At 46.2% G+C, this 20,398-nt stretch carries 19 protein-coding genes; 15 read left to right on the top strand and 4 right to left on the bottom strand.

Going from position 1 to position 20,398, the window contains the following annotated elements; translation table 11 throughout:
• Positions 1 to 104: 104 nt before the first annotated feature.
• From DCM90_RS05930 to DCM90_RS05915, 4 genes are all read left to right on the top strand, one after another.
• On the top strand, positions 105 to 680 hold the full coding sequence (locus tag DCM90_RS05930; RefSeq protein ID WP_109250410.1) for a TMEM175 family protein: 576 nt from the start codon (positions 105 to 107) through the stop codon (positions 678 to 680).
• Between the two features lie 161 nt (positions 681 to 841).
• Complete coding sequence (locus tag DCM90_RS05925) at positions 842 to 1,702, top strand: NAD(P)H-binding protein (RefSeq protein ID WP_109250409.1); 861 nt, start codon at positions 842 to 844, stop codon at positions 1,700 to 1,702.
• Between the two features lie 15 nt (positions 1,703 to 1,717).
• Complete coding sequence (locus DCM90_RS05920; protein ID WP_109250408.1) at positions 1,718 to 2,155, top strand: Rrf2 family transcriptional regulator; 438 nt, start codon at positions 1,718 to 1,720, stop codon at positions 2,153 to 2,155.
• Between the two features lie 352 nt (positions 2,156 to 2,507).
• Positions 2,508 to 7,874, top strand: a complete 5,367-nt coding sequence (locus tag DCM90_RS05915) for a bacterial Ig-like domain-containing protein (RefSeq protein WP_109250407.1) — start codon at positions 2,508 to 2,510, stop codon at positions 7,872 to 7,874.
• Positions 7,875 to 7,884: 10 nt separating this feature from the next.
• Here the strand turns inward: DCM90_RS05915 and DCM90_RS05910 are convergent, their stop codons facing one another.
• Complete coding sequence (locus tag DCM90_RS05910; RefSeq protein WP_109250406.1) at positions 7,885 to 8,220, bottom strand: winged helix-turn-helix transcriptional regulator; 336 nt, start codon at positions 8,218 to 8,220, stop codon at positions 7,885 to 7,887.
• 111 nt (positions 8,221 to 8,331) lie between these two features.
• Here DCM90_RS05910 and DCM90_RS05905 point away from each other — a divergent pair, with 111 nt between their 5' ends.
• The 3 genes from DCM90_RS05905 (at position 8,332) to DCM90_RS05895 (ending at position 10,747) form a co-directional block, all read left to right on the top strand.
• Entirely contained in the window at positions 8,332 to 8,976 is a 645-nt protein-coding gene (locus tag DCM90_RS05905; protein ID WP_109250405.1) for a nitroreductase, read from the top strand.
• A 175-nt stretch (positions 8,977 to 9,151) separates the two neighbouring features.
• Positions 9,152 to 9,742 (top strand): Crp/Fnr family transcriptional regulator, encoded by a 591-nt coding sequence (locus tag DCM90_RS05900; RefSeq protein WP_109250404.1) that lies wholly within the window; start codon positions 9,152 to 9,154, stop codon positions 9,740 to 9,742.
• Positions 9,743 to 9,805: 63 nt separating this feature from the next.
• A complete protein-coding gene (locus DCM90_RS05895) occupies positions 9,806 to 10,747 on the top strand; it encodes an alpha/beta hydrolase (protein WP_109250403.1) in 942 nt (313 codons plus the stop codon).
• A 153-nt stretch (positions 10,748 to 10,900) separates the two neighbouring features.
• Here DCM90_RS05895 and DCM90_RS05890 read toward each other — a convergent pair whose 3' ends face one another.
• Entirely contained in the window at positions 10,901 to 11,734 is an 834-nt protein-coding gene (locus tag DCM90_RS05890) for an SDR family NAD(P)-dependent oxidoreductase (RefSeq protein ID WP_109250402.1), read from the bottom strand.
• Between the two features lie 126 nt (positions 11,735 to 11,860).
• Between DCM90_RS05890 and DCM90_RS05885 the strand changes: the two genes are divergently transcribed.
• Positions 11,861 to 12,373 (top strand): TetR/AcrR family transcriptional regulator, encoded by a 513-nt coding sequence (locus tag DCM90_RS05885; RefSeq protein ID WP_109250401.1) that lies wholly within the window; start codon positions 11,861 to 11,863, stop codon positions 12,371 to 12,373.
• Between the two features lie 266 nt (positions 12,374 to 12,639).
• Here DCM90_RS05885 and DCM90_RS05880 read toward each other — a convergent pair whose 3' ends face one another.
• Complete coding sequence (locus DCM90_RS05880) at positions 12,640 to 12,903, bottom strand: hypothetical protein (protein WP_225365981.1); 264 nt, start codon at positions 12,901 to 12,903, stop codon at positions 12,640 to 12,642.
• Positions 12,904 to 13,140: 237 nt separating this feature from the next.
• Between DCM90_RS05880 and DCM90_RS05875 the strand changes: the two genes are divergently transcribed.
• The 3 genes from DCM90_RS05875 (at position 13,141) to DCM90_RS05865 (ending at position 14,988) form a co-directional block, all read left to right on the top strand.
• Positions 13,141 to 14,358, top strand: coding sequence for an MFS transporter (locus DCM90_RS05875; RefSeq protein ID WP_109250400.1), 1,218 nt, complete (start codon positions 13,141 to 13,143; stop codon positions 14,356 to 14,358).
• 110 nt (positions 14,359 to 14,468) lie between these two features.
• Positions 14,469 to 14,738 carry a type II toxin-antitoxin system Phd/YefM family antitoxin gene (locus tag DCM90_RS05870; RefSeq protein WP_109250399.1) on the top strand — a complete coding sequence of 90 codons (270 nt, stop codon included), beginning with the start codon at positions 14,469 to 14,471 and terminating at the stop codon, positions 14,736 to 14,738.
• Positions 14,731 to 14,988, top strand: a complete 258-nt coding sequence (locus DCM90_RS05865) for a Txe/YoeB family addiction module toxin (RefSeq protein WP_109250398.1) — start codon at positions 14,731 to 14,733, stop codon at positions 14,986 to 14,988. Before DCM90_RS05870 ends, DCM90_RS05865 begins: the two co-directional genes overlap by 8 nt.
• 133 nt (positions 14,989 to 15,121) lie before the next feature.
• On the opposite strand, the gene DCM90_RS05860 is transcribed toward DCM90_RS05865, so the two are convergent.
• Positions 15,122 to 17,116 (bottom strand): cation:proton antiporter, encoded by a 1,995-nt coding sequence (locus DCM90_RS05860; RefSeq protein WP_165815227.1) that lies wholly within the window; start codon positions 17,114 to 17,116, stop codon positions 15,122 to 15,124.
• A gap of 152 nt (positions 17,117 to 17,268) precedes the next feature.
• On the opposite strand from DCM90_RS05860, the gene DCM90_RS05855 reads away from it, so the two are divergent.
• From DCM90_RS05855 to DCM90_RS05840, 4 genes are all read left to right on the top strand, one after another.
• Positions 17,269 to 17,877, top strand: coding sequence for a cadmium resistance transporter (locus DCM90_RS05855; RefSeq protein WP_109250396.1), 609 nt, complete (start codon positions 17,269 to 17,271; stop codon positions 17,875 to 17,877).
• 10 nt (positions 17,878 to 17,887) lie between these two features.
• Positions 17,888 to 18,238 (top strand): ArsR/SmtB family transcription factor, encoded by a 351-nt coding sequence (locus DCM90_RS05850; protein WP_109250395.1) that lies wholly within the window; start codon positions 17,888 to 17,890, stop codon positions 18,236 to 18,238.
• A 96-nt stretch (positions 18,239 to 18,334) separates the two neighbouring features.
• Positions 18,335 to 18,688 carry a hypothetical protein gene (locus DCM90_RS05845; protein WP_109250394.1) on the top strand — a complete coding sequence of 118 codons (354 nt, stop codon included), beginning with the start codon at positions 18,335 to 18,337 and terminating at the stop codon, positions 18,686 to 18,688.
• Between the two features lie 212 nt (positions 18,689 to 18,900).
• Entirely contained in the window at positions 18,901 to 20,163 is a 1,263-nt protein-coding gene (locus DCM90_RS05840; RefSeq protein WP_109250393.1) for a chloride channel protein, read from the top strand.
• The last annotated feature ends 235 nt before the right edge of the window (positions 20,164 to 20,398 follow it).

The raw sequence follows: 20,398 nt of genomic DNA, 5'->3' as shown, positions 1-20,398 counted from the left end.
AGATGACTTGAGTGTAAACCTTAAAGCCCACTTTAAGTCAAGCAAGAGTCCCTGGGCGGGTATCCTTACCCCATATCCCGTATAATAAGTTCGAGGTGGTTAACATGAGAAAAGACCGGGTTCTTGCTTTTAGCGAGGCCATAATTGCCATCCTGATGACTATTATGGTGTTAGAAATTAAGGTGCCGGAAGTTCCGCACTTTAGCGCACTATTACGGGAATATCCGTATTTTATTGCCTTCATTGTTAGTTTTTTAATTATCAGCGTTTCCTGGTATAACCAGCACTACATCTTTGCGAAAACGAAGTGGGTGTCGCGTAGGGCGTTTTGGGCTAACCTACTATGGCTGCTCGTTATGGCCTTTTTCCCCGTCGCCACGGCCAGGGTCAGTGAATTTCCTAACGACAGGGATCCTAGTTACTTTTACTTTGGGATCTACTTCTGCTGGATGGTGGCGTACTATCTGTTGGCAGCGGTTCTCGTTGCCGATAACGATAACCACCAGCTGGCGCAGGCCATCAGCCCCAAGAAGCACTTTGGGTTGGATATTCCGCTCCTGCTAATCGGGATGGTCGGGATCTACTTTTGGCCCCCAATGTGTTTAGTCATCACCTCACTGCTATCCGTGAGTTATGCCGTGTTGGTACCAAGGGATAGTGACCGAATTGAAACGGAATAACCATGGCAGTCAGGGACATAAGCCGGTTAGGCGACGTTAAATAGGGATGATGATCGAATTTGATCGTCATCCCTATTTTGTTGTTGACTTTAAAACAACAGGTGGTAAACTGAACTTGTTTAAAATAAAAGTACATGTGTTAGTGATGGGAGATAACGACGATGAAATACGCAATTACAGCCGCAACCGGTAAGTTTGGTCAAACTGCCGTTAACCAGTTATTACAGTTGGTTGGACCGGATGATGAAGTCATCGCGATTGTTCGGGATCGAGATCGGGCAAGCCAAAAGTTACCCAAATCCGTTACGCTTCGGGAGGGGACCTACGACGATGAAACATCGATGGAACGGGCACTTTCGGATGTCGACCGAGTCCTCTTTATTTCATCGCAGCCCGGTGGTGAGCTTCCGCGCAGTGAACAACATCAAAATATGGTGACGGCGCTATCAAAAGCCGACGTAAAGTTTGTGGCCTATACGAGTTTCCCCCACGCCCAGGCCTCAACGGATCCCCTAGCCAGCGATCACAAACTGACGGAAGATTTAATTCAGGCCAGCGGAGTGGCCCACGCCTTTTTGCGCAATAATTGGTACCTCGAAAATGAAATGGACTTTTTACAGAAGGGTGCTCATGGTCAGACGGCTACTTACTGGGCCAACCCTAGTAATAGTGCTGGATGGGCGTTAGAACGCGAGTACGCCGAGGCTGCCGCTAAGGTCTTAACGATGACGGATCCACAGACCATCTATGAATTTGGCGGCCCCAAAAAGACTTACTCTGACCTGGGCGAGGCGTTAAAACAGGCAACCCAAAAGAACTTTGAAGTAGGTCAGGTCAGCCGGACTACCTTCTATAACGAATTAATTGCAACGGGGATGGATGAATTTATTGCTAACATGGTAACCCTAGTCCAACAGCCAATTGACGATGGAGCGTTATCGGAGGAAACGGTTGATTTACCTGATGTTTTAGGTCACAATTTAGTTAGCCTTCCTGAGGCCATTCAGGAAATTTTAAAATGAAACTAGGGTGAAAAGGTGAAGTATTCTTATAAACTGAGTGATGCGATCCATATTTTGACGTACTTGATTGTGGCCCCTAATGAGGACCTGTCGAGCAAGGCAATTGCGGCCAGCATTGAGACAAATCCCAGTACGGTCCGCAGTTTAATGGCCGACCTGAAGCGAGCCGGCTTAATTCGCAGCCAGCAGGGGGTTTCAGCGCCCACCCTGGGAGCTTCACCGGATCAAATCACGCTGCTAGACGTCTACCAGGCGATTAATATGGACCATGATTTACTCCACGTTGACCCTAAAACTAACCCACAGTGTATTGTGGGGGGAAACATTCAGGCCACGCTAGATGCTGCTTACGAGGAGGTACAAGCCGCTGCCTTTCAACGGATGCAGACGATTACCATTCAAGATATTGTGGATGGGGTACTGAAGCGGCATGACACAACTGATTTTAAGTAAATGAGCCGTATATTGGCCGCAAAAAGCCCCGCTAAATTCAGTTTTTAACTGAATTTAGCGGGGCTTTTACAATATTTGGGTGTTAGTCAAAGAAGGCAAATTACCTGATAGTTATGCATTTAAATGTTAATTAAATTTATTGAATACATATTATTAGAAATTATTTATGGAAAAGTGAGCAATATTAACCAGATAAATAAAGTTATATGGTAAATTATTTATGATAGAACATTATAAGGAGGCAGATCGGCCTGATTAAAGTCAGTTTTATTTGATAAGTCCATTTTAATCACTAAATAGTTCAACCAAAACGATTGATTAAGACGTTAAATTAGTACTTAGGAGGCATTTAATGATGAAGCAGCATCGATTAATTCACTCACCAGAAAAGACCCGTTTTAAATTGTATAAAGCTAAAAAACAGTGGGTTGTTGCCGGAATGACGCTCTTTTCTTTAGGAGCGGTTAGCTTAACACAAGCCGAGACAGCTCATGCGGATACAACGTCAACCACCTCTAAATCGGGAGCAACCACCCCCGCATCATCGGCAGAAAAAACCGTGACGTTAAAGCCGGCTAGCTCAACAAGTGCTACAGCCAGCAGTACATCCTCACAATCAGCTACCACCCCGACGAGCTCGGCCAGTTCATCAGCGGTTTCTTCATCGTCAACCAAGAAGAGTACGGTGGCTTCCTCGTCAGCAGCAGTTAAGTCAGCCAGCTCGGTCCCTCAGTCAGAGTCGGCATCTAGTCAAACTAAATCGGCTAGTTCGGCAGGATCCTCTGCTCAAGTAAAAGGGACCGCAACTACTAACCATTCGACCAATAGTAATTCTACGACGTCTGGAGCCTTTAACCCGGCATTAACAACGCCATCCTCTGCTAGTGAGGCACCGAGTTCGCAGGCTGTAACTAGTCCGACTAAGTCAGCGGGTAATTCTAGTTCGGCTTCGAATAGTGAGACAAACTCGGTATCCAACACCAAGTCGATTTCCGCTAGTTCAGCTGGATCCTCAGTGGCTCCCCAACCTGTCTCTCAGGTGAATGGGGTCAATTCTGCTAGTAGCAAGGGATCTACCACAGCTGCGGATAAGGAAATTGTGAAAAAAACGGTCACAAATCGGCCCAAGGCAGCTGACGTGGCTAGCGGGCAGGACGGTTCAGTCATTTGGAACATTGACAGTAATAATGTTCTTCACTTTCAGGCTGGGACGCTAAATGGGGATCATTCGCAGTGGCAGAAATATAAGACCACAATTACCCAAATTAGTATTGAGGGGGCCGTTACTTTGCCACCGAACTCTTCCTACTTATTTAGTGGGATGACGCAGTTAACGGCAATCAATGGGTCGACCCAGTTGAACTCCAATAACGTTACGAATATGTCCAACATGTTTTTGTCGGATAGTTCACTTACTAGTTTGGATCTATCCAGTTTTGATACGAGTAATGTTACGACCATGCAAAGCATGTTTTACGGTAACTCATCGTTAAAAACGTTAAATATTTCCAACTTTAACACCAGCAAAGTAACGGATATGTCGTACATGTTTTTTAACCCGCAAACTTCAAGTTACACTAACCTGGATGTTTCCAGCTTTGATACGAGTAACGTAACAACGATGCAGCACATGTTTGAAAATACAACGTCACTAAAAAGCCTTAACGTTTCGAACTTCAACACCAGTAAAGTAACTAATATGGGCCAAATGTTTAGTGGGACTGGTGTAACGTCGCTAGATCTATCCAATTTTGATACAAGCAACGTGACCAACATGCACTGGATGTTCTACACGGCGCATAATTTAAAGACGGTGAACGTTTCCAGTTTCAACACCAGCAAAGTTACTGATATGACGTTTATGTTTAATGGGGACAATAGTTTGACCCGGCTAGATATTTCAAACTTCAATATGGGCAACGTACCAATTGGAACGGGGATGCTGGTTGAATGTAGCGGCCTACGAGTTTTAAAACTGGGAGCGAACACCCGGATTTCTGATGCGGGCTTGCCGGAGCCTCATGTCCCTGGAACATTGAATCAGTGGCGCGCAGTTGCAGGTGGAACAGAAACGGCACCACAAGGAAATGCCACGTATACATCGGGGCAACTAATGAGTTTGTATAATAGTTCAATGGCTGATACTTACGTCTTAGCGGTTGATAATACGGTTATTAACGGGCACGACTCAACCGTTATTATGGGACCGAATACCCCCGCGTGGAATGCTCAGGATAATTTTGATGGTGCTACCGATCAATACGGGAATTCAATTCCACTATCAAACATTAAGGTTACCTATACTACGGGAACCCCGAACGTTAAAGTTGCGGGAGATTATAAGGTTACTTATAGCTATAAGGATCCTGCTGGTAATACCATTACCAAGACGGTTACTGTTCACGTTGTTCAGTCTAAGGCAAACATTTACGGCCATAATTCAACGATTGCTAACGGATCCGCATGGTCACCCCAAGATAACTTGGATGGTGCAACCGATATGAATGGGAACGCCATTAACCCTTCCTTAATCTCATCTACGAATAACGTTAATCCGAAGGTAGCGGGTAATTATACGGTTACCTATACCTATACGGATGGAGTCGGCAACGTGATTACTAAGTCCTACACCGTTACCGTTTCGAATTCTCAGGCGAATATTTATGCTCATAATAGCGAGATCGAGAGCGGTTCAACGTGGTCGCCGGAAGATAACTTTGACGGCGCAACAGATGCTAACGGCAATGCGGTATCGTTTAGTAACGTTACCGTTTCGGGATCGGTGGATACATCAAAAGCGGGGGAATATCAGATTACTTACAGTTTTACCGATGTCTCTGGCAACCCCGTTTCAAAGACCATAACGGTAACCGTGGGTGAATCACAAATCAATATTTATGCTCATAATAGTCAAATCCCAGTTGGTTCAACGTGGTCGCCAGAGGATAACTTTGACGGTGCAACTGATGTGGACGGAGATCCCGTTGATTTTAGCCAAATCACGGTAAATGGTTCTGTTGATCCTAAAACTGCAGGGACCTATACAGTGACGTATACTTACACGGACGCTAATGGTAATTCAGTGTCTAAGCAGATTACGGTTACCGTGGCTAATTCACGGTCAAATATTTATGCTCATAATAGTACGCTAGGGATTGGATCAGAGTGGAGCAGTGAAGATAATTTTGATGGTGCTGTGGACGCCAATGGTAATCCCGTTGATTTTTCGGATGTAACGGTCACTGGAGATGTGGATTCATCCAAGGCGGGAACTTACAATATTACGTATAGTTTTGTGGATGCTAGCGGGAAGACTGTAACTAAGACGATTACGGTCACGATCCTTGATTCTCGGAGTAACATTTATGCGCATAATAGTGAAATTGCAAATGGTTCTACGTGGAATCCGCAGGATAACTTCGATGGTGCCGTTGATGAAAACGGTAATAACGTTTCTTACGGTAATTTAACGTCAACAACCATTAAGGATGCGAATGGAACGATCCTGTCTACCATTGATACCACTCAGGCTGGAACATATTACGTTACCTATTCCTATACGGATAGTACGGGTGAGACCGTTTCAAAAACCGTTCAAGTAACGGTCGATGAAACGGTTGATAAAGGGAGGATTACCGGGCATGATTCAACCATTGTTGCTGGTCCTAACGGAACATGGAACCCAGAGGATAACTTAACGGCTGTCTATGATGAAAACGGCAACCCCGTTGATCTAAGTTCTAGTGATATTACGGTATCGGGGACGGTTGACCCGTCCACACCAGGAACGTATAACGTAACTTACACGTATACCGACGGACGAGGAATTCAGCATACGACAACAGTTACCGTTATCGTGAAGGGATCACTAGCGAACATTTATGGGCATGATAGTACCGTATCAGCTGGTTCCACGTGGAACATAGCGGATAACTTTGATGGTGCAACGGATGCTAACGGTAATCAAATTAGTTTGAGCAATTTAACGTCAGTTTCGGGTTCGGTCAACACTAATGTTCCCGGTAACTATGAGATTACGTATACCTACGTTGATTCAGCTGGAAATACTGTGACTAAGACCTTTACCGTTACCGTCTTAGCTTCTAAAGCCAACATCTATGGTCACGATAGCCAGATTGCGAATGGTTCCACGTGGAACGCACAGGATAACTTTGATGGCGCCATTGATGCAGAGGGAAATCCTATTTCGTTTGATGATGTAACGGTCAGCGGGTCGGTTAATACGTCCAAGGCAGGTCAGTACCAAGTCACCTATAGTTATCAAGATGCCACCGGCAAGACGATCACAAAGACAGTGACGGTAACTGTCGGTCAGTCTGCGGATAAGGGCAGTGTGACGGCCCATGATTCAACGCTGGTTGCGGGTCCAGATACTGTATGGAATGCCAAAGATAACTTTAATGGCGCAACTGATGAAAATGGTAACCCGGTTGATTTTGCGAAGGTTAAGGTTAGTGGATCAGTAGATACAACCAAATCTGGCAGCTATCAGGTAACCTATACTTATACCGATTCGCGGGGAGAAACTCATTCTGCTACGATTATCGTACAAGTCATCAATTCTAAGGCTAATATTTTTGATCATGATAGTACTATTGATGCTGGTTCCACATGGAACGCTCAAGATAACTTCGATGGCGCTATTGATGAGAACGGGAATTCTGTTGATTTTTCCAAGGTTAAAGTTAGCGGGGACGTGAACACCGCTAAGGCGGGGAACTATGACGTGACGTACACTTATACGGATGCGGCCGGAAACGTTGTGACCAAAACGGTAACGGTTACCGTCAAAAAACCGGTGGTCACACCACCAACGGATGATCAAACCACTATTTCAGCCCATGATTCGACCTTAATTGCGGGACCGGATACCAACTGGAAGGCTAGTGACAACTTTACTAATGCCACGGATGCTAACGGGAACCCAATTGATTTTTCCAAGGTTAAAGTGAGCGGAGTTGTGAATACTGGTCGCCCAGGTGATTATCAAATAACGTACAGTTACATGGATGCTTTTGGTAAGACGGTTTCAAAGACAATTACGGTACATGTGATCGCTTCTCAGGCCTCAGTGACGGGGAAAAACTCAACGATTAACTCTGGATCGGCTTGGAACCCTAAGGATAATTTTGTGGGGGCCACGGATGCGAACGGAAAGCCAGTTTCATTTGATCAAGTATCAGTGTCAGGGACGGTTAATTCCAATGTACCTGGACATTACGATATCGTTTATCGTTATACCGATAGTCAAGGAAACGTTGTTGAGGATATTGTGACGGTTATGGTAAAGGAAAAGTCGCATACACCGGGACAGTCTGGCAATGGCAATAACGTGGAACCAACAATCCCCACGCAACCAAGTCAACCTAATAATCATGGGGATCATCCAACCGGATCATCAATGGATCCGAGTCAGTCGGGGCAAACTAGTCACGATGCTCACTCAAATGCGAGTCAGCCGATGGCCCATGAGGTTACTAAATCTTCAGTTAACCGGACGAGTCCACGTGTAACTGCACGTCATGAACGGTCTACAACTACCCATCAGAAGGTGAATCAACAAACTCTCCCACAAACGGGTGAACGATTTAATCGTGCGGTTGAACCAATTGGTTTAGCAGTACTTGGGCTAGTATTTGTCGGTTTGTTAGGATTGGGTGTTGATCGGAAACGAGATGATGAGGCATCAAACGATTAGTGTGTGTTATCTAACCGATTTCCCCAAACTCACGTAAACCTTCTAACGTGATCAGAAGCTGCTTCCCTTGGTCCGTTAGTGCATAGGTGACCGTTGGCGGAGTTGTATCGAATTGGTGGCGTAAAACTAGGCCGTCACCGTCTAATTCCCTTAAGCTTTTGGCGAGCATCGTATTAGTAATTCCGATTAATTGTCGTTTGAGCTGGTTATAATGTAGCTCCTGGTGAAGGCCAATCTGCCATAGAATGGGGAGTTTCCACTTTTGGTTAACCAGTTTCAACGCCATGAGGGTGGGGCAATTATCGTGGTAGTAGTCGAGTGGAACGTTAGGGTTTAAATAATCCATGGGCGGGACCTCCTTGAGTAGGTAAGAAAAAACTGCGTCCTTGTTTTCTATTTTACTGACTATACAATATAGTTACAAATAGTTAGTAAAATTAGATGGGAAGTTACCATGATGACAAACCAAAGTATTCAAGCCATGCGCCATTCAGCCCATGAGTTTAGTGACCGGGAAGTCGACTTAGATACATTAAAAGCAATTGTTTCGGAGGCTCAGCTAGCTCCCTCCTGGGAAAATACGCAGCCATGGAAGGCCTACTTGGCCGTTGGAAAAACTGCTAAGCAAATCCGGGGTCACCATAAAAAACTGGCTGTGCAGCGCACCAGGAGTCATACGGAGGTCACACCACCTAGAACGTGGGCCCCAATGCCACAGGCCAATTTGAACCGTTGGATGTCAAATATGGCAGAATTTTACTCGCCTGATGAAAGCGACCAAATGATGGCATCGGAAAATGACCTGTTTAATGCCCCGGCGATCCTTTACCTAACCATGCCTAAGGGATCATCGGCATATTCGGCCTACGACGTTGGAGCATTTGGGTACGGGATTTTGCTAGCGGCTGCAGATCATGGGGTTGGTAGTTTACCCGCCTACGAATTAATCCGATACCCAGCAGAAATTCGGGAAGAATTTGATATTCCGGAGGATGAAGCAATCTTTATGGGAATTGCGTTAGGCTATGCCAAAGACGATAAATTAAACGATCTGCGGACGACACGAACCGATTTAGATCAAATTTTACAAATTAAAAACTAGTTTTCGGGGAATAATCCGTCGATTAGTCCCTGTGATCCAAATAAGGAACGCTCAACCAGACCCATTGGCTGAGCGTTCCTTATTTGGCATGGCACAAAGTTAGCTTATGCTATTTTTGTAAATGACGCTGGAATTTCTTATAATAAAAGGGAGTAAAACGTAGGGGGGTGCCCAAATGGACATTGCAACTAAGGAAGACTTGATCAGTACCGCCATGGATCAGTACCACGTTACCATATCCGATTTAGACGTCCATCGTCTGGCCGTGATTGCTGAGCAAGCGTACTTTCCGCACGGGAGTTTGGTGTTAAATACCCATCAACCCCAGCAATCTGTGTACTTGATTATCGATGGAATTGCGCGCAGCTTCTACATTGATCAAAATGGGCGAAACGTGACTAAGAATTTTATGGTGGCGGGCGAGTTTTTAATTGGGGAAAGTTTGTTTGCGGATACGAGCACAGAGGCCTTCGATGCCGTCGAGGACTGTCAGTGTCTCCGGTTTAATGCCGCTAAAATGAAGGCCATTATTTTAGGTAGTGCTCCCCTGACCCAGTTCTACATTGGGCAGCTGGAGGCCACCTTACGCTACAAAATGCAGCGTGAATATGCGTTTCAGAGTTTGAGTGCCCAGCAGCGCTACGAAGAATTTCAGAAACAATTTGGGGCCGTGGAAAAACGGATTCCCCAAAATCAAATTGCATCTTACATTGGGATTACCAAGGAAAGTTTGAGCCGAATTCGAAAAAAGATGATGAGCTGTTAACATAGATCAATGCCCACATGATTGTCTGCTGATAAACTAGCATTAATCAGGAGGCATTTTATAATGACAACTTACCAAAACCAACGCGCATGGCGCGAAGTCGAATCATTCTTACCAGAAAAATACCATTACACGACTCACTACCACCCAACGGAAGAGGATTGGGACTGGCACAATAATACCGTTCACTTGGATACGTTCCGTAATCCTGACGCTAAGGCTAAAATCATTATGTTCCACGGTGTTGGGACGAACGGCCGGCAAATCTCAATGATCATGGGCGGCCCCATGGCCCTAGAAAACTTTGAAACGATCTGTGTGGATATGCCAACCTATGGGGTTACGGATGTTGATCCCCACGCTTTGATCAGTTACGATGACTGGGTTCAATGCGGCAGCGACTTGATTGACGTTGAACTAACTAAGGATGACCGGCCAATCTTCCTGTACGGGTTATCAGCCGGTGGGATGGAAACCTACCACGTCGCTGCCCGAAATAAGAAGGTGAAGGGAATCATTGGAATGACCTTCCTCGACCAACGGAGCAAGGACGTTCAAATGACAACCACGAACAACTGGTTCTGGGGTGAATTTGGGGTGCCTTTGACGGGAATTGCCACTCACATTGGTTTATCAGGATTTAAGATGAAAATGAGTATTCCGTCAAAGATGCGGGCGCTCGTTAATGATCCTCAATGCTTGAAGGTGATGTTAAACGATCCAACTTCCGGCGGGAACAAGGTGACCATGAAGTTCATGAATACCTACATGACCTACGCTCCAGACGTTGAACCCGAAAACTTCACGGTTTGTCCCGTTCTGTTAACGCAGCCGGATACTGACCGTTGGACGCCGGAACGTCTGAGTGACCCCTTCTTGGATAAACTGACTCAGGTTAAAGTTACGAAGACAACATTACGCAACGGGGGCCACTACCCAATTGAAGCAACCGCTTTGGACGACTTGCACACGGTAGCTTTAGATTTTATTAATGATAACTTATAATAATCAAAATTAGAATGGACATAAGACGTCCAGACCATGTCAAATAAAAAGGGTGACCGGGTTCGATTTTTCGATCGAACATGGTCACCCTTTTTATTTTGTTTCTTACGTTACTCCTTGAGACCTACCGAGTGCTTTCACACCCTTGCCCCCTTAGGCCCTCTTGCCCAGTCGTTTTAACGATCTGAGGAGGGTTGCCCGAAAAACGTTTGGGAAGGCCCGGGCAACAATCACGGTCAGGTGGTCACTCATTGAATTAAAGTAGCGCCGTTTCGGAGTGGGATCGGTGGCAGCGGCGTAGATGACTTGGGCGAGGTCGCCTGAAGTGGCCGTCATTCCCCGTGATCCGCTATCTAAGGCGTTACCCAATAAATCAGCGAACTTGGCGTAGGCTGAATCCGACTTTAAATTCTGACGGACGTTAGCCATGGCGGTAGCACCCCAAGCCGACTGTGTGCCGCCGGGCTGAACGATAACCGATCGAATTCCAAATTGGCGAACTTCTAGGTCCAAGGTGTCACTCCATTGTTGCAGCGCAGCCTTTGAAGCGTGGTAGTAGGCGGCCAACGGGGAGTAGATGTCACCGCCAATTGAGGAGACGTTGACGATTCGGCCGAAACCCTGTTGCCGCATGGTTGGCAGAACCAGTTTTGCTAATTCAGCGGCACCGAAAAAGTTGGTGTCAAACTGTTTGTGGGCCTTTTCCATGGAAATATCTTCTACCGGACCGTTTTCACCGTAACCGGCATCGTTAATTAAAACGTCGATGTGGTGCTGCTCGGCCAGAACGGTTTGGATGAAGTGGTGGTTTGATTCGGAGTCCGTAACGTCCAACTGGACGGGATGAATATTGGCGGCGGTAGGGATGTTTTCAAGATGACGTGCGCCCCCGTAAACGACCCAGTTCTTAGCGGCGAATAACTCTGCGGTGGCTTTGCCCATTCCACTGCTGGCTCCGGTAATGGCAACAACCTTTAAGTTTGACATGTTTAATTTCCTCCCTGTTAGTGTTACAGTTGTATCAATCTCAATGAATGTGACAAGTGTAACCGGTAGAAACCAAAAAGACAATCAAACGAACGCAAACTGTGACAAAAGGGGGAAAGTTGTCAAATGACGAAGCGAACGGAATTAACGCAGGAATCCCTGCTGGGAGCAATTGAACGGCTATTACAAGAAAAGTCGCTCGATGATATTACGGTTAGTGAATTGACCCGGGTTGCCGGAATTTCACGGATGACGTTTTATAGGTCTTACCGCAACCTTGTGGAAGTCCTTGAGGTCGAGGTTAAGCGTCTCTTAGTTGAGTTTCAGCAAACGATTGAGTATCAAGATAATTATCATTATATTTTACAAATGGTGATGTTTTTTCAGCGACACAGTCCGTTTATTAAGGTTTTGATTCGGGCGAACCAACTGGATCTGCTGCGGGTTAATATTTATCAAGTGATGAACGAATTATCCCATGGCAAACCGATTCTAACGGGCCTCAGCGAACGGGAGGTTAAGTATTACGTTGAGTATCATACGGCCGGATTAATGAACGTGATCATTGACTGGATCAGTCACGATCAACCGGAAAGTCCTGAGGCGTTGGCCCGCTTCTTGGACCGTAATGCCCAGTAAGGGAACCAAGACCTAAAAGGAGATTGGGACATTAGGCCCGCTTCGCTTAGAAATTCGACTCTTGCAGCTTGGTCCGAAAGCCTTTTATCCTTAACAGGATGCTTTCGGACCAGTAGTTACGGGACATAAGACAGACCACAACCAAATAGGGCAAAGGACCAAATCCGATCAAAAAACAATCGAACCTGGTCCTTTGCCCTATTTGGCATGGCCTGAACGTCTTATGTCCCTGCCTCCTTTTTTGGTTATTTAGTTTCCAATGCCCGTTAATTATCAAATCCATTCAACAGCATGAACACGACACCGCCCACTAATGCGGCCAGGATAACCGCGCCACCGAGGAGAAAGTTAAAGGCAAACCCGAGCCCCCCACAGAGCAGGAGGATAATGAAAAGGATCGGGTGCCGAAAGCAGAACTTGATAAACGCAATGATGAGTTTGAAAAACAAGATGATAAAGATAATAACCCCAACCGCAATGCCAATTTGAGCGTTGTTGCTCATTGCGGCTGCAATTGCCAATGATATCATGCGGAGACTCCCTTTCTATGCAATGCAGTCTGTTACCTGCAGATTAGCATAGTTTAGCTGACTTTGTTAACCGAAGGGCTTCACCGCAGAAAATTTATTAGAAACTAATCATTTGCGGCCTAATGCAACAGTTAAAAGGACAAACAATTTCTCCTTGATTTCAATCTTTATTCGTGGAATAATCAAAACAACTAAAAATAACGAATGTCCGTGAGCATTCATTTGGAGGAATTGAATATGAAAACAACAACAATCTCACACACCCATGGTCTCTCGACAAATCAGAAATGGACAATTGCGTCAACCAGTTCTGGATTTGCCTTAGAAAACATGGATGTGCTTTTTTTATCGTTTGCGATGAGTTCAATGATTAGCCAACTTCATTTAAGTGGAGGCGCAGCAGGATTGATTGGCTCCGTTACCAACCTTGGAATGCTGTTTGGCGGCGTTCTGTTTGGGCTGGTGGGTGATAAATTTGGGCGGGTCAGAACCTTTACCTATACCATTTTTATCTTTGCCTTCGCAACCGCAATGATGGCCTTCGCCAATAATATTACCGAAATCTATTGCTTGCGGTTTTTGGCGGGGATTGGCGCCGGAGGAGAATACGGGGTGGGGATTTCCCTCATCGCAGAGACCTTTGATCAAAATCAAATTGGTAAAATGACGTCCTTAGCCGCAATCGGGGGTCAGGTGGGGGCCATTCTAGCTGCTGTGGCCGCCGCCTTTATTATTCCCCGCATGGGGTGGCACGGGCTGTTTTTACTCGGAATTATTCCCGTTGGTCTAACCTTTTTCATTCGGCGGCACCTCAATGAAACTGACGAATTTTTAGTCGCCAAACGGACGCGGCAGGGGTCAACGGTTAGGACGGTATTTCGAGAGATGTTCAGTTCACCCCGGGCGGCCTACCAAAGTGGGGGCTTAATGGTCATGACGACCGTTCAAATTGCGGGCTACTTCGGTCTAATGAATTGGTTGCCCATCATCGTGCAAAAGCAGCTGGGGTTAAATGTCTCCGGTTCATCTCTGTGGATGATTGCGACCATCATCGGGATGAGTCTGGGAATGCTAACCTTCGGGACCGTCCTGGATTACTTTGGCCCCCGGCGGGCGTTTGGCGTGTTCCTCTTAGCGTCTGCGCTAATGGTCTACACGATTACGTTAGCTAACAGCTTGGTCATGCTGATTATTATTGGCGCGGTTGTCGGTTTCTTCTCTAACGGGATGTTCGGAGGCTACGGGGCCGTTATTTCGCGGTTGTACCCCACGGAAATCCGGTCCACGGCGAATAATATTATTGTTAACGTGGGTCGGGCCATTGGGGGTTTTTCGTCCGTGGCCATCGGGATCTTAATGGACCATTATTCATTGACGATTGTTATGGCCGCTTTATCAGTCCTATACCTCATTAGTTTTATGACGATGATGTCGTTACCAGGTTTAAAACGTTAGCAAACGGTAAACGGAGTATTTGGTAAGCTAGTGATGGGAGATATGTTTCACGTGAAACAAAGTAAAATTATTGATCAGCTCCTTTATTTTAAAATAAAGGAGCTGATCGGATGGATGCAGTTGCATACTCTAATTTCCGGCAAAAACTAAAGAGTTATATGCGGCAAGTCAATGATAATTCGGACGCTTTGATTGTGACGAGCAAGGAGCCTGATGAGGAAATTGTGGTCATGAGTAAACGTGATTATGATGCCATGCAAGAAACAATGCGAATATTATCTAATGACTATTTGATGGAGAAGATTCGGTTAGGTGATCGAGAGTTAGAACAAGGTCAATTTAAAGCGCATGATCTCATTGAGGATGCCACTAATGATTAAGGCTTGGTCTGATGCAGCCTGGTCTGATTATATGTATTGGCATGATCAAAATGACAAAGCCATGGTGAAGAAAATTAACCGGCTAATTAAAAATATTGAACGAACCCCCTACGATGGAATTGGCAAACCGGAACCGTTAAAGCATGAACTGTCTGGTAAGTGGTCGCGGCGGATAAATGCAGAACACCGGTTGATTTACCGGGTTGATGATCAAAAAATTTATATTTACTCGGCTCGGGATCATGATTAGCCCCTTCTTGACTATTGAATTTCTTGACCGCTGAGTTCACTCCAAAAACCGGTTCACCCGACTAAAAACTTGGTCGGGTGAACCGGTTTTTGTGATTCATCGTTATAATGGATTGCTTAAGTTAGTGGAGCGTTTATTGCGCATCCGCCATTGCGGAACTCTGTTGAATATATAACATTTGGTCGTTAGCAATTTCATCAAACAGTTTTGTCCCGAGGGCCTTTGAGAAGCCGCCGTCCTGAACCCGGTTCTGAATGTAAGAGTACTCTTCCTGAAAGGCACTGGTCAGCAATTGATTTTGGGCGGATTGTTCGTCGCGGGTCCGGTTCCAGGCCCGGTGTCGTTGATCATAGAAGGACCGAACGGCCATAATTTCTGGGTGGTTGAAGGCGTCCGGTAGGTTAGTCAGAAAGTCACTAATGACGGCGTAAGGCTTCGCTTCGATCCGGCGCATGTTGGTAATCCATTCCTTGCGATCCGTCTTACGGGCGCTGGCCGGCTGGTTTAAGTAGGCCTTCTTCCGGCGGCGATGTTCGCGGTGAATCTTAGTAAAGGGAATTAACCGGTCCCACCAGTCTTTTGTGACCTGCCAGAAGGATTGGTCCTGCCGGCGGTACATCATAGCGGCCATTTGGTTGTACGTATCTGCATCTTGAACGGAAATTTCTCCGTCCGCTAACATTTGCTGAATGGTGTCGTGATCAATCTGCCGGGTTTGGTCCATAAGGGCGTTCACCTTTTTTGGGTCTGACCGAACGGGTTCGGCCCGCTGTGAATTCAAAGTTTCGATGACGGCAATGGTCGTGTTGGTGGTGGGCTGCTGTTGAACCAGGGTAATGGCTGAATTAATGGTCTCACTCTTAGCCTGATCCAGTTCCGCTAACGTCACCGGCTCTTCCTTAGCCGGGAGAGTCAGTTTTAACACGATGGTGGGAACCAGCAAACTCAGGACAATCACAACGGCTGAGACGAAAATCAGGTCGGTCCGGTCTGAAAAGGGCCGGTGATTTAAGGTTAGGGGCAGAGAAAAGGCCATGGCGAGGGTAATGGTTCCATGAACCCCGTTAACCGCAATGAGGGCACTATCCGTGAACCGGTTTTTCTTTCGCTGATGGGGGATTTTGACGAATCGCAGCCGGACCCAGAGGAAGCGCACGACTAACATGACGACATATAGAACGAGGCCGAGCCCCACCAGGAGGGCAAGGTTATGGACGCTGTGTTCTTGAAGTTGGTGCCAGACCTCGGGAAAACTGATTCCTAGGAGGACAAAAACAATGCCGTTGAGGATACTTGTGACTAATTCCCAAGCTGAGTTGGTTGTAATTTGGAGCCGGGACGATGATAGCTTAAGCAAGTTCTGCTGCCAACCGTGAACGATTCCGGCTGCCACAACGGCTAAGATACCAGAAACGCCAATTAATTCAGCAGTGACATAGATGATAAAGGGAATGAGCAGCTTATAGGGAATGATAATTTGAGGTCCGTTTAACCGCTGCCGGATCATCCAGAGCCGAATCATGATGAGGAACCAGCCTAAAATACCCCCTAGTAAAATGCCGCCCCCAAAAACATAAATAAAGTTGGCCACGGCATGGGTGACCGAAAAATAACCGGTGGTGATGGCGGCAATGCAGAGATTAAAAACTACAAGCCCGGATGCGTCGTTAAACAGGGATTCGGTCTCTAACGTTTCCATGACGGGAGCGGGAACCTTTAAATCTGACGTAATGGAGGTCACGGCAACGGAATCAGTTGGCGTAATGATCGCTCCCAGTACAAAGGCAAGCGGCCAGGATAGGGCCGGCAAAAAGAGGTGGGTGATCAGACCCACAACCACGATCGTTGCGAGTGAGAGCCACACGGACATTGAAAGTGTGGCCCCCAGGTTTTGAACGAGCTTTCGAACGTTGGTGTGCTGCCCTTCGTTAAACATGAGCATGGAAATGATGACGAATAAGAACACTTCAGGTACCATTTCAAAGTTATGAAACCAGGGGAGCAAGGAAAATAATAGTCCCACCGCAATATCCCAAAAGGCGGCGGGAATTAGCCGGATTTTGGCGGCTAGGAGATTGCCGATAACGACGGCAAAGATTAAGAGAAGCAGTGAAAAAGCAAGTGACATAGTGATCATCCCCAAGTTATTTGGATTAGTTACTGTTACAGTAGCATACATTTACCAGTTTGGGCGCAGGGGGGTGTTTATTTAGCGGGCGATATGGTAATATGAAAAAGAAATCATATGAATTTAATTTCATATAAAAAGGAGGGGTCCTGATGTTAACGGCGTTAGGAACGGCATTATTATCGTACCTAGGTACCACTTCGGATTACTTTGTCATTTTGCTTCTGGTGTTTGGACTTTACCGGGGGCGGTTGGCTCGGCCGGTGTTCGTAGGCGCCTACCTGGGGAACTTTATTTTAGTGGCCGTATCATTAATTATTGCGGATGTGTTAAAGTTGGTACCTGAGGAATGGTTATTAGGGTTGTTGGGAGTGATTCCCATCTACATGGGAATTACCGGGTTCTTTTCCACCGATGATGAGGAGGAAAAGGCGGCCGAGACTTTAGCTAAGGCGAACCCCAACCGAATTATTTCTAACGTCATCTTGATTACCGTTGCCACCTGCGGAGCGGATAATATGGCGATGTACATTCCGTTTTTTGCTACCACGAAGACCGCGTACGTTCCCGCTATTTTACTCTTATTCGTACTAGTCCTGACCGTCATTATCTTTGCGGCCTACTATTTGACGCTCATGCCGCTCGTGCACGCCTTCTTTGAAAAGTTTGGGCAGACGGCCACGTCCCTCATCTACATTGTTTTAGGGCTGTACGTTTTGATTGACTCGGGGACGATTTCACACTTGGTATCCTTGCTATAGGAGGGACAACATGACCACTCGTTTAATTCATCCGGCAAAACTGGATGAGGCGGTGAAAATTGCCAAACTATTGGGAAACAAAACCCGAATTCAAATTTTGTACTTATTGGAACAGCAGCAGTTCAACGTGACAGAACTCCAAGAAATTCTGCACGTTGAACAATCGTCACTTTCCCACCAATTAAAGGAACTTCGGGACTACCAACTCATTAGTCAGCAGCGAGTTGGTAAATCCGTCTATTATCAGCTGACCGATCCACACATTCTAGCGACAATGGATGCCATTTTAGCGCATACCGACCATGTTTTACAGGGCCGGGCGCACGATGGCCAGCCGGTGGACGTGGACCAGGAAATTTAATGGTTTAATTTTATTTTAATTCCCCTAGTCTTTAGCGCTGAAAGATGTTAGGGTGGTTAAGTATCATTTAACTTTAAAGGGGATAAGGGGAAAAATATGTCAACCAGCACCACGCGCAAAACGTTACTGATTAACTTAGGAATCTCAATCATTCCGTGGCTTTTAATTATTTCGGGGTGGATTGGATTAAAAACGAATCCGTTCAATCAACCAGATGGTTTAATCTTAATTGGCAACTGTCTGTACGGGTTAATGAGCCTTGTAGCCTTTCCAACGTACCTTCACCAGTGGTTACAAGAGGGCCGGGAAACATCCAGCCTAGTGAAGGGATTAACCATTTTTTATGGCTTTTGGTTACTGGTACTAATTAGTTTAGCTGTGCTAACCTTCGAAATTATTCCGTTCAGGTTGGTTCCGGATTGGTTAGTGACAATGCTGTATTACATTTAGTTATTATTAATAAATTAGGTAGCTCGACTGGCTTCGATTATTCGTTGATCGAAATTAGTTGTGCTGCCTATTTTGGTTGTGCCCAGGTTAATCCCTGGTGTTTTTTAAGGTTTGAATTGCTCCTCGCATGATAAGATAGAAGCGGACAGGCGACTTGGCTTGCTGAGTGGCTATTTTAATGTGTTGACATAAGTTAGATAAAGGAAGTAGTGATGAGTATGTTAAACCGGCGGAGCAATCTGACGTTGATTCTCTCCACGGTGGTGCTGGGGGTCTTCGTTGGAGCGGGAGCCTTGGTACTGGGATCATTTTTAGATTTAATTGAACAGCTTTTTCTGAATTTTGAGGAAAGTGCATTTCGACCGGCTCCCAGCATGATTTCTCCGGTTCATCGGTTACTTTCGCTAGTGGTGGGGGGGCTCATTGCGGCCGTCCTATGGTGGTGGATTAGTGCCCGTTTAAAACCGTCCGGCAGCGTTAACAGTGCGGTAGCAGGCAAACGAATGCCAGTGGGGTCGACCTTAGTGGATGTGATCACCCAGATATTCTACGTTGGGACTGGGGGCCCCGTTGGTCGTGAGGTTGCTCCCCGGCAATTAGGGGCGCTCATTGCTCAGTCGTGGGTGGATTTATTGAACCGGGTCCGCAGTATTAAAATAACCGAAGACGACCGGAAATTATTGATTGCCTCGGCTGCGGGTGCCGGCTTTGCGGGAATCTACTTAGCTCCCATTACGGGGATGATGTTCTGCGTTGAAATTCTGTTGAAAAAGGCCACTAAGCGGACCGTTGCCGTTAGTTTGACGATGTCAATTATTGCCATGTTAGTGGGGTCCATTCTCCGGGGCTTCAACCCGTACTACCTAGTGGGAAGCGGCAAATTCTCGGTTGATTCGCTCCTGCTAGTTTTGGTTATTGCCCCGGTTTGCGGGATTGTTGGGGCGTTGTTTCGGCGATCATTTCAGTGGGCCGGCCGGCATAAAGCCCAAAAAGCGACCATTTTGTGGCAGTTACCGTTAATTAGTCTGGTTACCGGGCTGATTGCCATGTCGTTTCCAGAAGTCATGGGTAACGGGCGCTCGTTAGCTGAGGCCGCTATTCATATGCATCTGTCGACTACTGCCACGGCGCTATTGATTGGGGCGTTAGCGAAGGGAACGGTAACGGTACTGACGTTAAAGTCAGGAGCAGCGGGGGGAACCTTGACGCCATCGATTTCCATTGGGGCCGTTATTGGGGGCGTCATTGGTTTTGTCGCCAGTCTGTTCTTCCCGGGAATTCAAATTTGGCAGTACGCTGTCATTGGGGCAAGTGCGTTGCTCGCAACCTCCCAGCAAGCGCCGTTAATGGCCCTGTTTATGCTATTTGAAATTTGTCACTTGAACTATTCTGCCCTATTGCCGCTCGGTTTAGGGGTTTGCTTGGCCCTAGCGTTTGGCAACCTCGTGATCAAAATTTGGCCGGTAAAGGTGTAAGTTAATGAACAATAAGAAATTAGACCTAGTCAGAATCAGCCATCCATGTTAGGATGAGTTAACAATTAAATCGAAGAACGTCACTTTAAATTAGTCCCGTGAGGCTAGCAAGTCGGATGTTTTAATGACTACGCCCTTTTTCACTGGGCCGTAGATTTTAAACCACCTAAAAGCTAGCCTTCCGGTCAATTTACCGGGAGGCTTTTTTATTTATCATTTTACATATAGTTCGTAT

It is taken from the genome of Levilactobacillus bambusae (genome assembly GCF_003124125.1).
GTDB classification, from domain to species: Bacteria; Bacillota; Bacilli; order Lactobacillales; family Lactobacillaceae; genus Levilactobacillus; species Levilactobacillus bambusae.
Note: the sequence above shows the minus strand (reverse complement) of the source record. Positions and strands in the feature narration are given on the sequence as shown.

Excerpts from the sequence above, each read along its gene's own strand:
- DCM90_RS05900 (WP_109250404.1), top strand. The coding sequence starts at position 9,152 with ATGGACATTGCAACTAAGGAAGACTTGATCAGTACCGCCATGGATCAG.
- DCM90_RS05905 (WP_109250405.1), top strand. The coding sequence starts at position 8,332 with ATGACAAACCAAAGTATTCAAGCCATGCGCCATTCAGCCCATGAGTTT.
- DCM90_RS05870 (WP_109250399.1), top strand. The coding sequence starts at position 14,469 with ATGGATGCAGTTGCATACTCTAATTTCCGGCAAAAACTAAAGAGTTAT.
- DCM90_RS05840 (WP_109250393.1), top strand. The coding sequence starts at position 18,901 with ATGAGTATGTTAAACCGGCGGAGCAATCTGACGTTGATTCTCTCCACG.
- DCM90_RS05890 (WP_109250402.1), bottom strand. The coding sequence starts at position 11,734 with ATGTCAAACTTAAAGGTTGTTGCCATTACCGGAGCCAGCAGTGGAATG.
- DCM90_RS05895 (WP_109250403.1), top strand. The coding sequence starts at position 9,806 with ATGACAACTTACCAAAACCAACGCGCATGGCGCGAAGTCGAATCATTC.
- DCM90_RS05930 (WP_109250410.1), top strand. The coding sequence starts at position 105 with ATGAGAAAAGACCGGGTTCTTGCTTTTAGCGAGGCCATAATTGCCATC.
- DCM90_RS05915 (WP_109250407.1), top strand. The coding sequence starts at position 2,508 with ATGATGAAGCAGCATCGATTAATTCACTCACCAGAAAAGACCCGTTTT.
- DCM90_RS05925 (WP_109250409.1), top strand. The coding sequence starts at position 842 with ATGAAATACGCAATTACAGCCGCAACCGGTAAGTTTGGTCAAACTGCC.
- DCM90_RS05880 (WP_225365981.1), bottom strand. The coding sequence starts at position 12,903 with ATGATATCATTGGCAATTGCAGCCGCAATGAGCAACAACGCTCAAATT.
- DCM90_RS05860 (WP_165815227.1), bottom strand. The coding sequence starts at position 17,116 with ATGTCACTTGCTTTTTCACTGCTTCTCTTAATCTTTGCCGTCGTTATC.
- DCM90_RS05855 (WP_109250396.1), top strand. The coding sequence starts at position 17,269 with ATGTTAACGGCGTTAGGAACGGCATTATTATCGTACCTAGGTACCACT.
- DCM90_RS05865 (WP_109250398.1), top strand. The coding sequence starts at position 14,731 with ATGATTAAGGCTTGGTCTGATGCAGCCTGGTCTGATTATATGTATTGG.
- DCM90_RS05845 (WP_109250394.1), top strand. The coding sequence starts at position 18,335 with ATGTCAACCAGCACCACGCGCAAAACGTTACTGATTAACTTAGGAATC.
- DCM90_RS05910 (WP_109250406.1), bottom strand. The coding sequence starts at position 8,220 with ATGGATTATTTAAACCCTAACGTTCCACTCGACTACTACCACGATAAT.
- DCM90_RS05885 (WP_109250401.1), top strand. The coding sequence starts at position 11,861 with ATGACGAAGCGAACGGAATTAACGCAGGAATCCCTGCTGGGAGCAATT.
- DCM90_RS05875 (WP_109250400.1), top strand. The coding sequence starts at position 13,141 with ATGAAAACAACAACAATCTCACACACCCATGGTCTCTCGACAAATCAG.
- DCM90_RS05850 (WP_109250395.1), top strand. The coding sequence starts at position 17,888 with ATGACCACTCGTTTAATTCATCCGGCAAAACTGGATGAGGCGGTGAAA.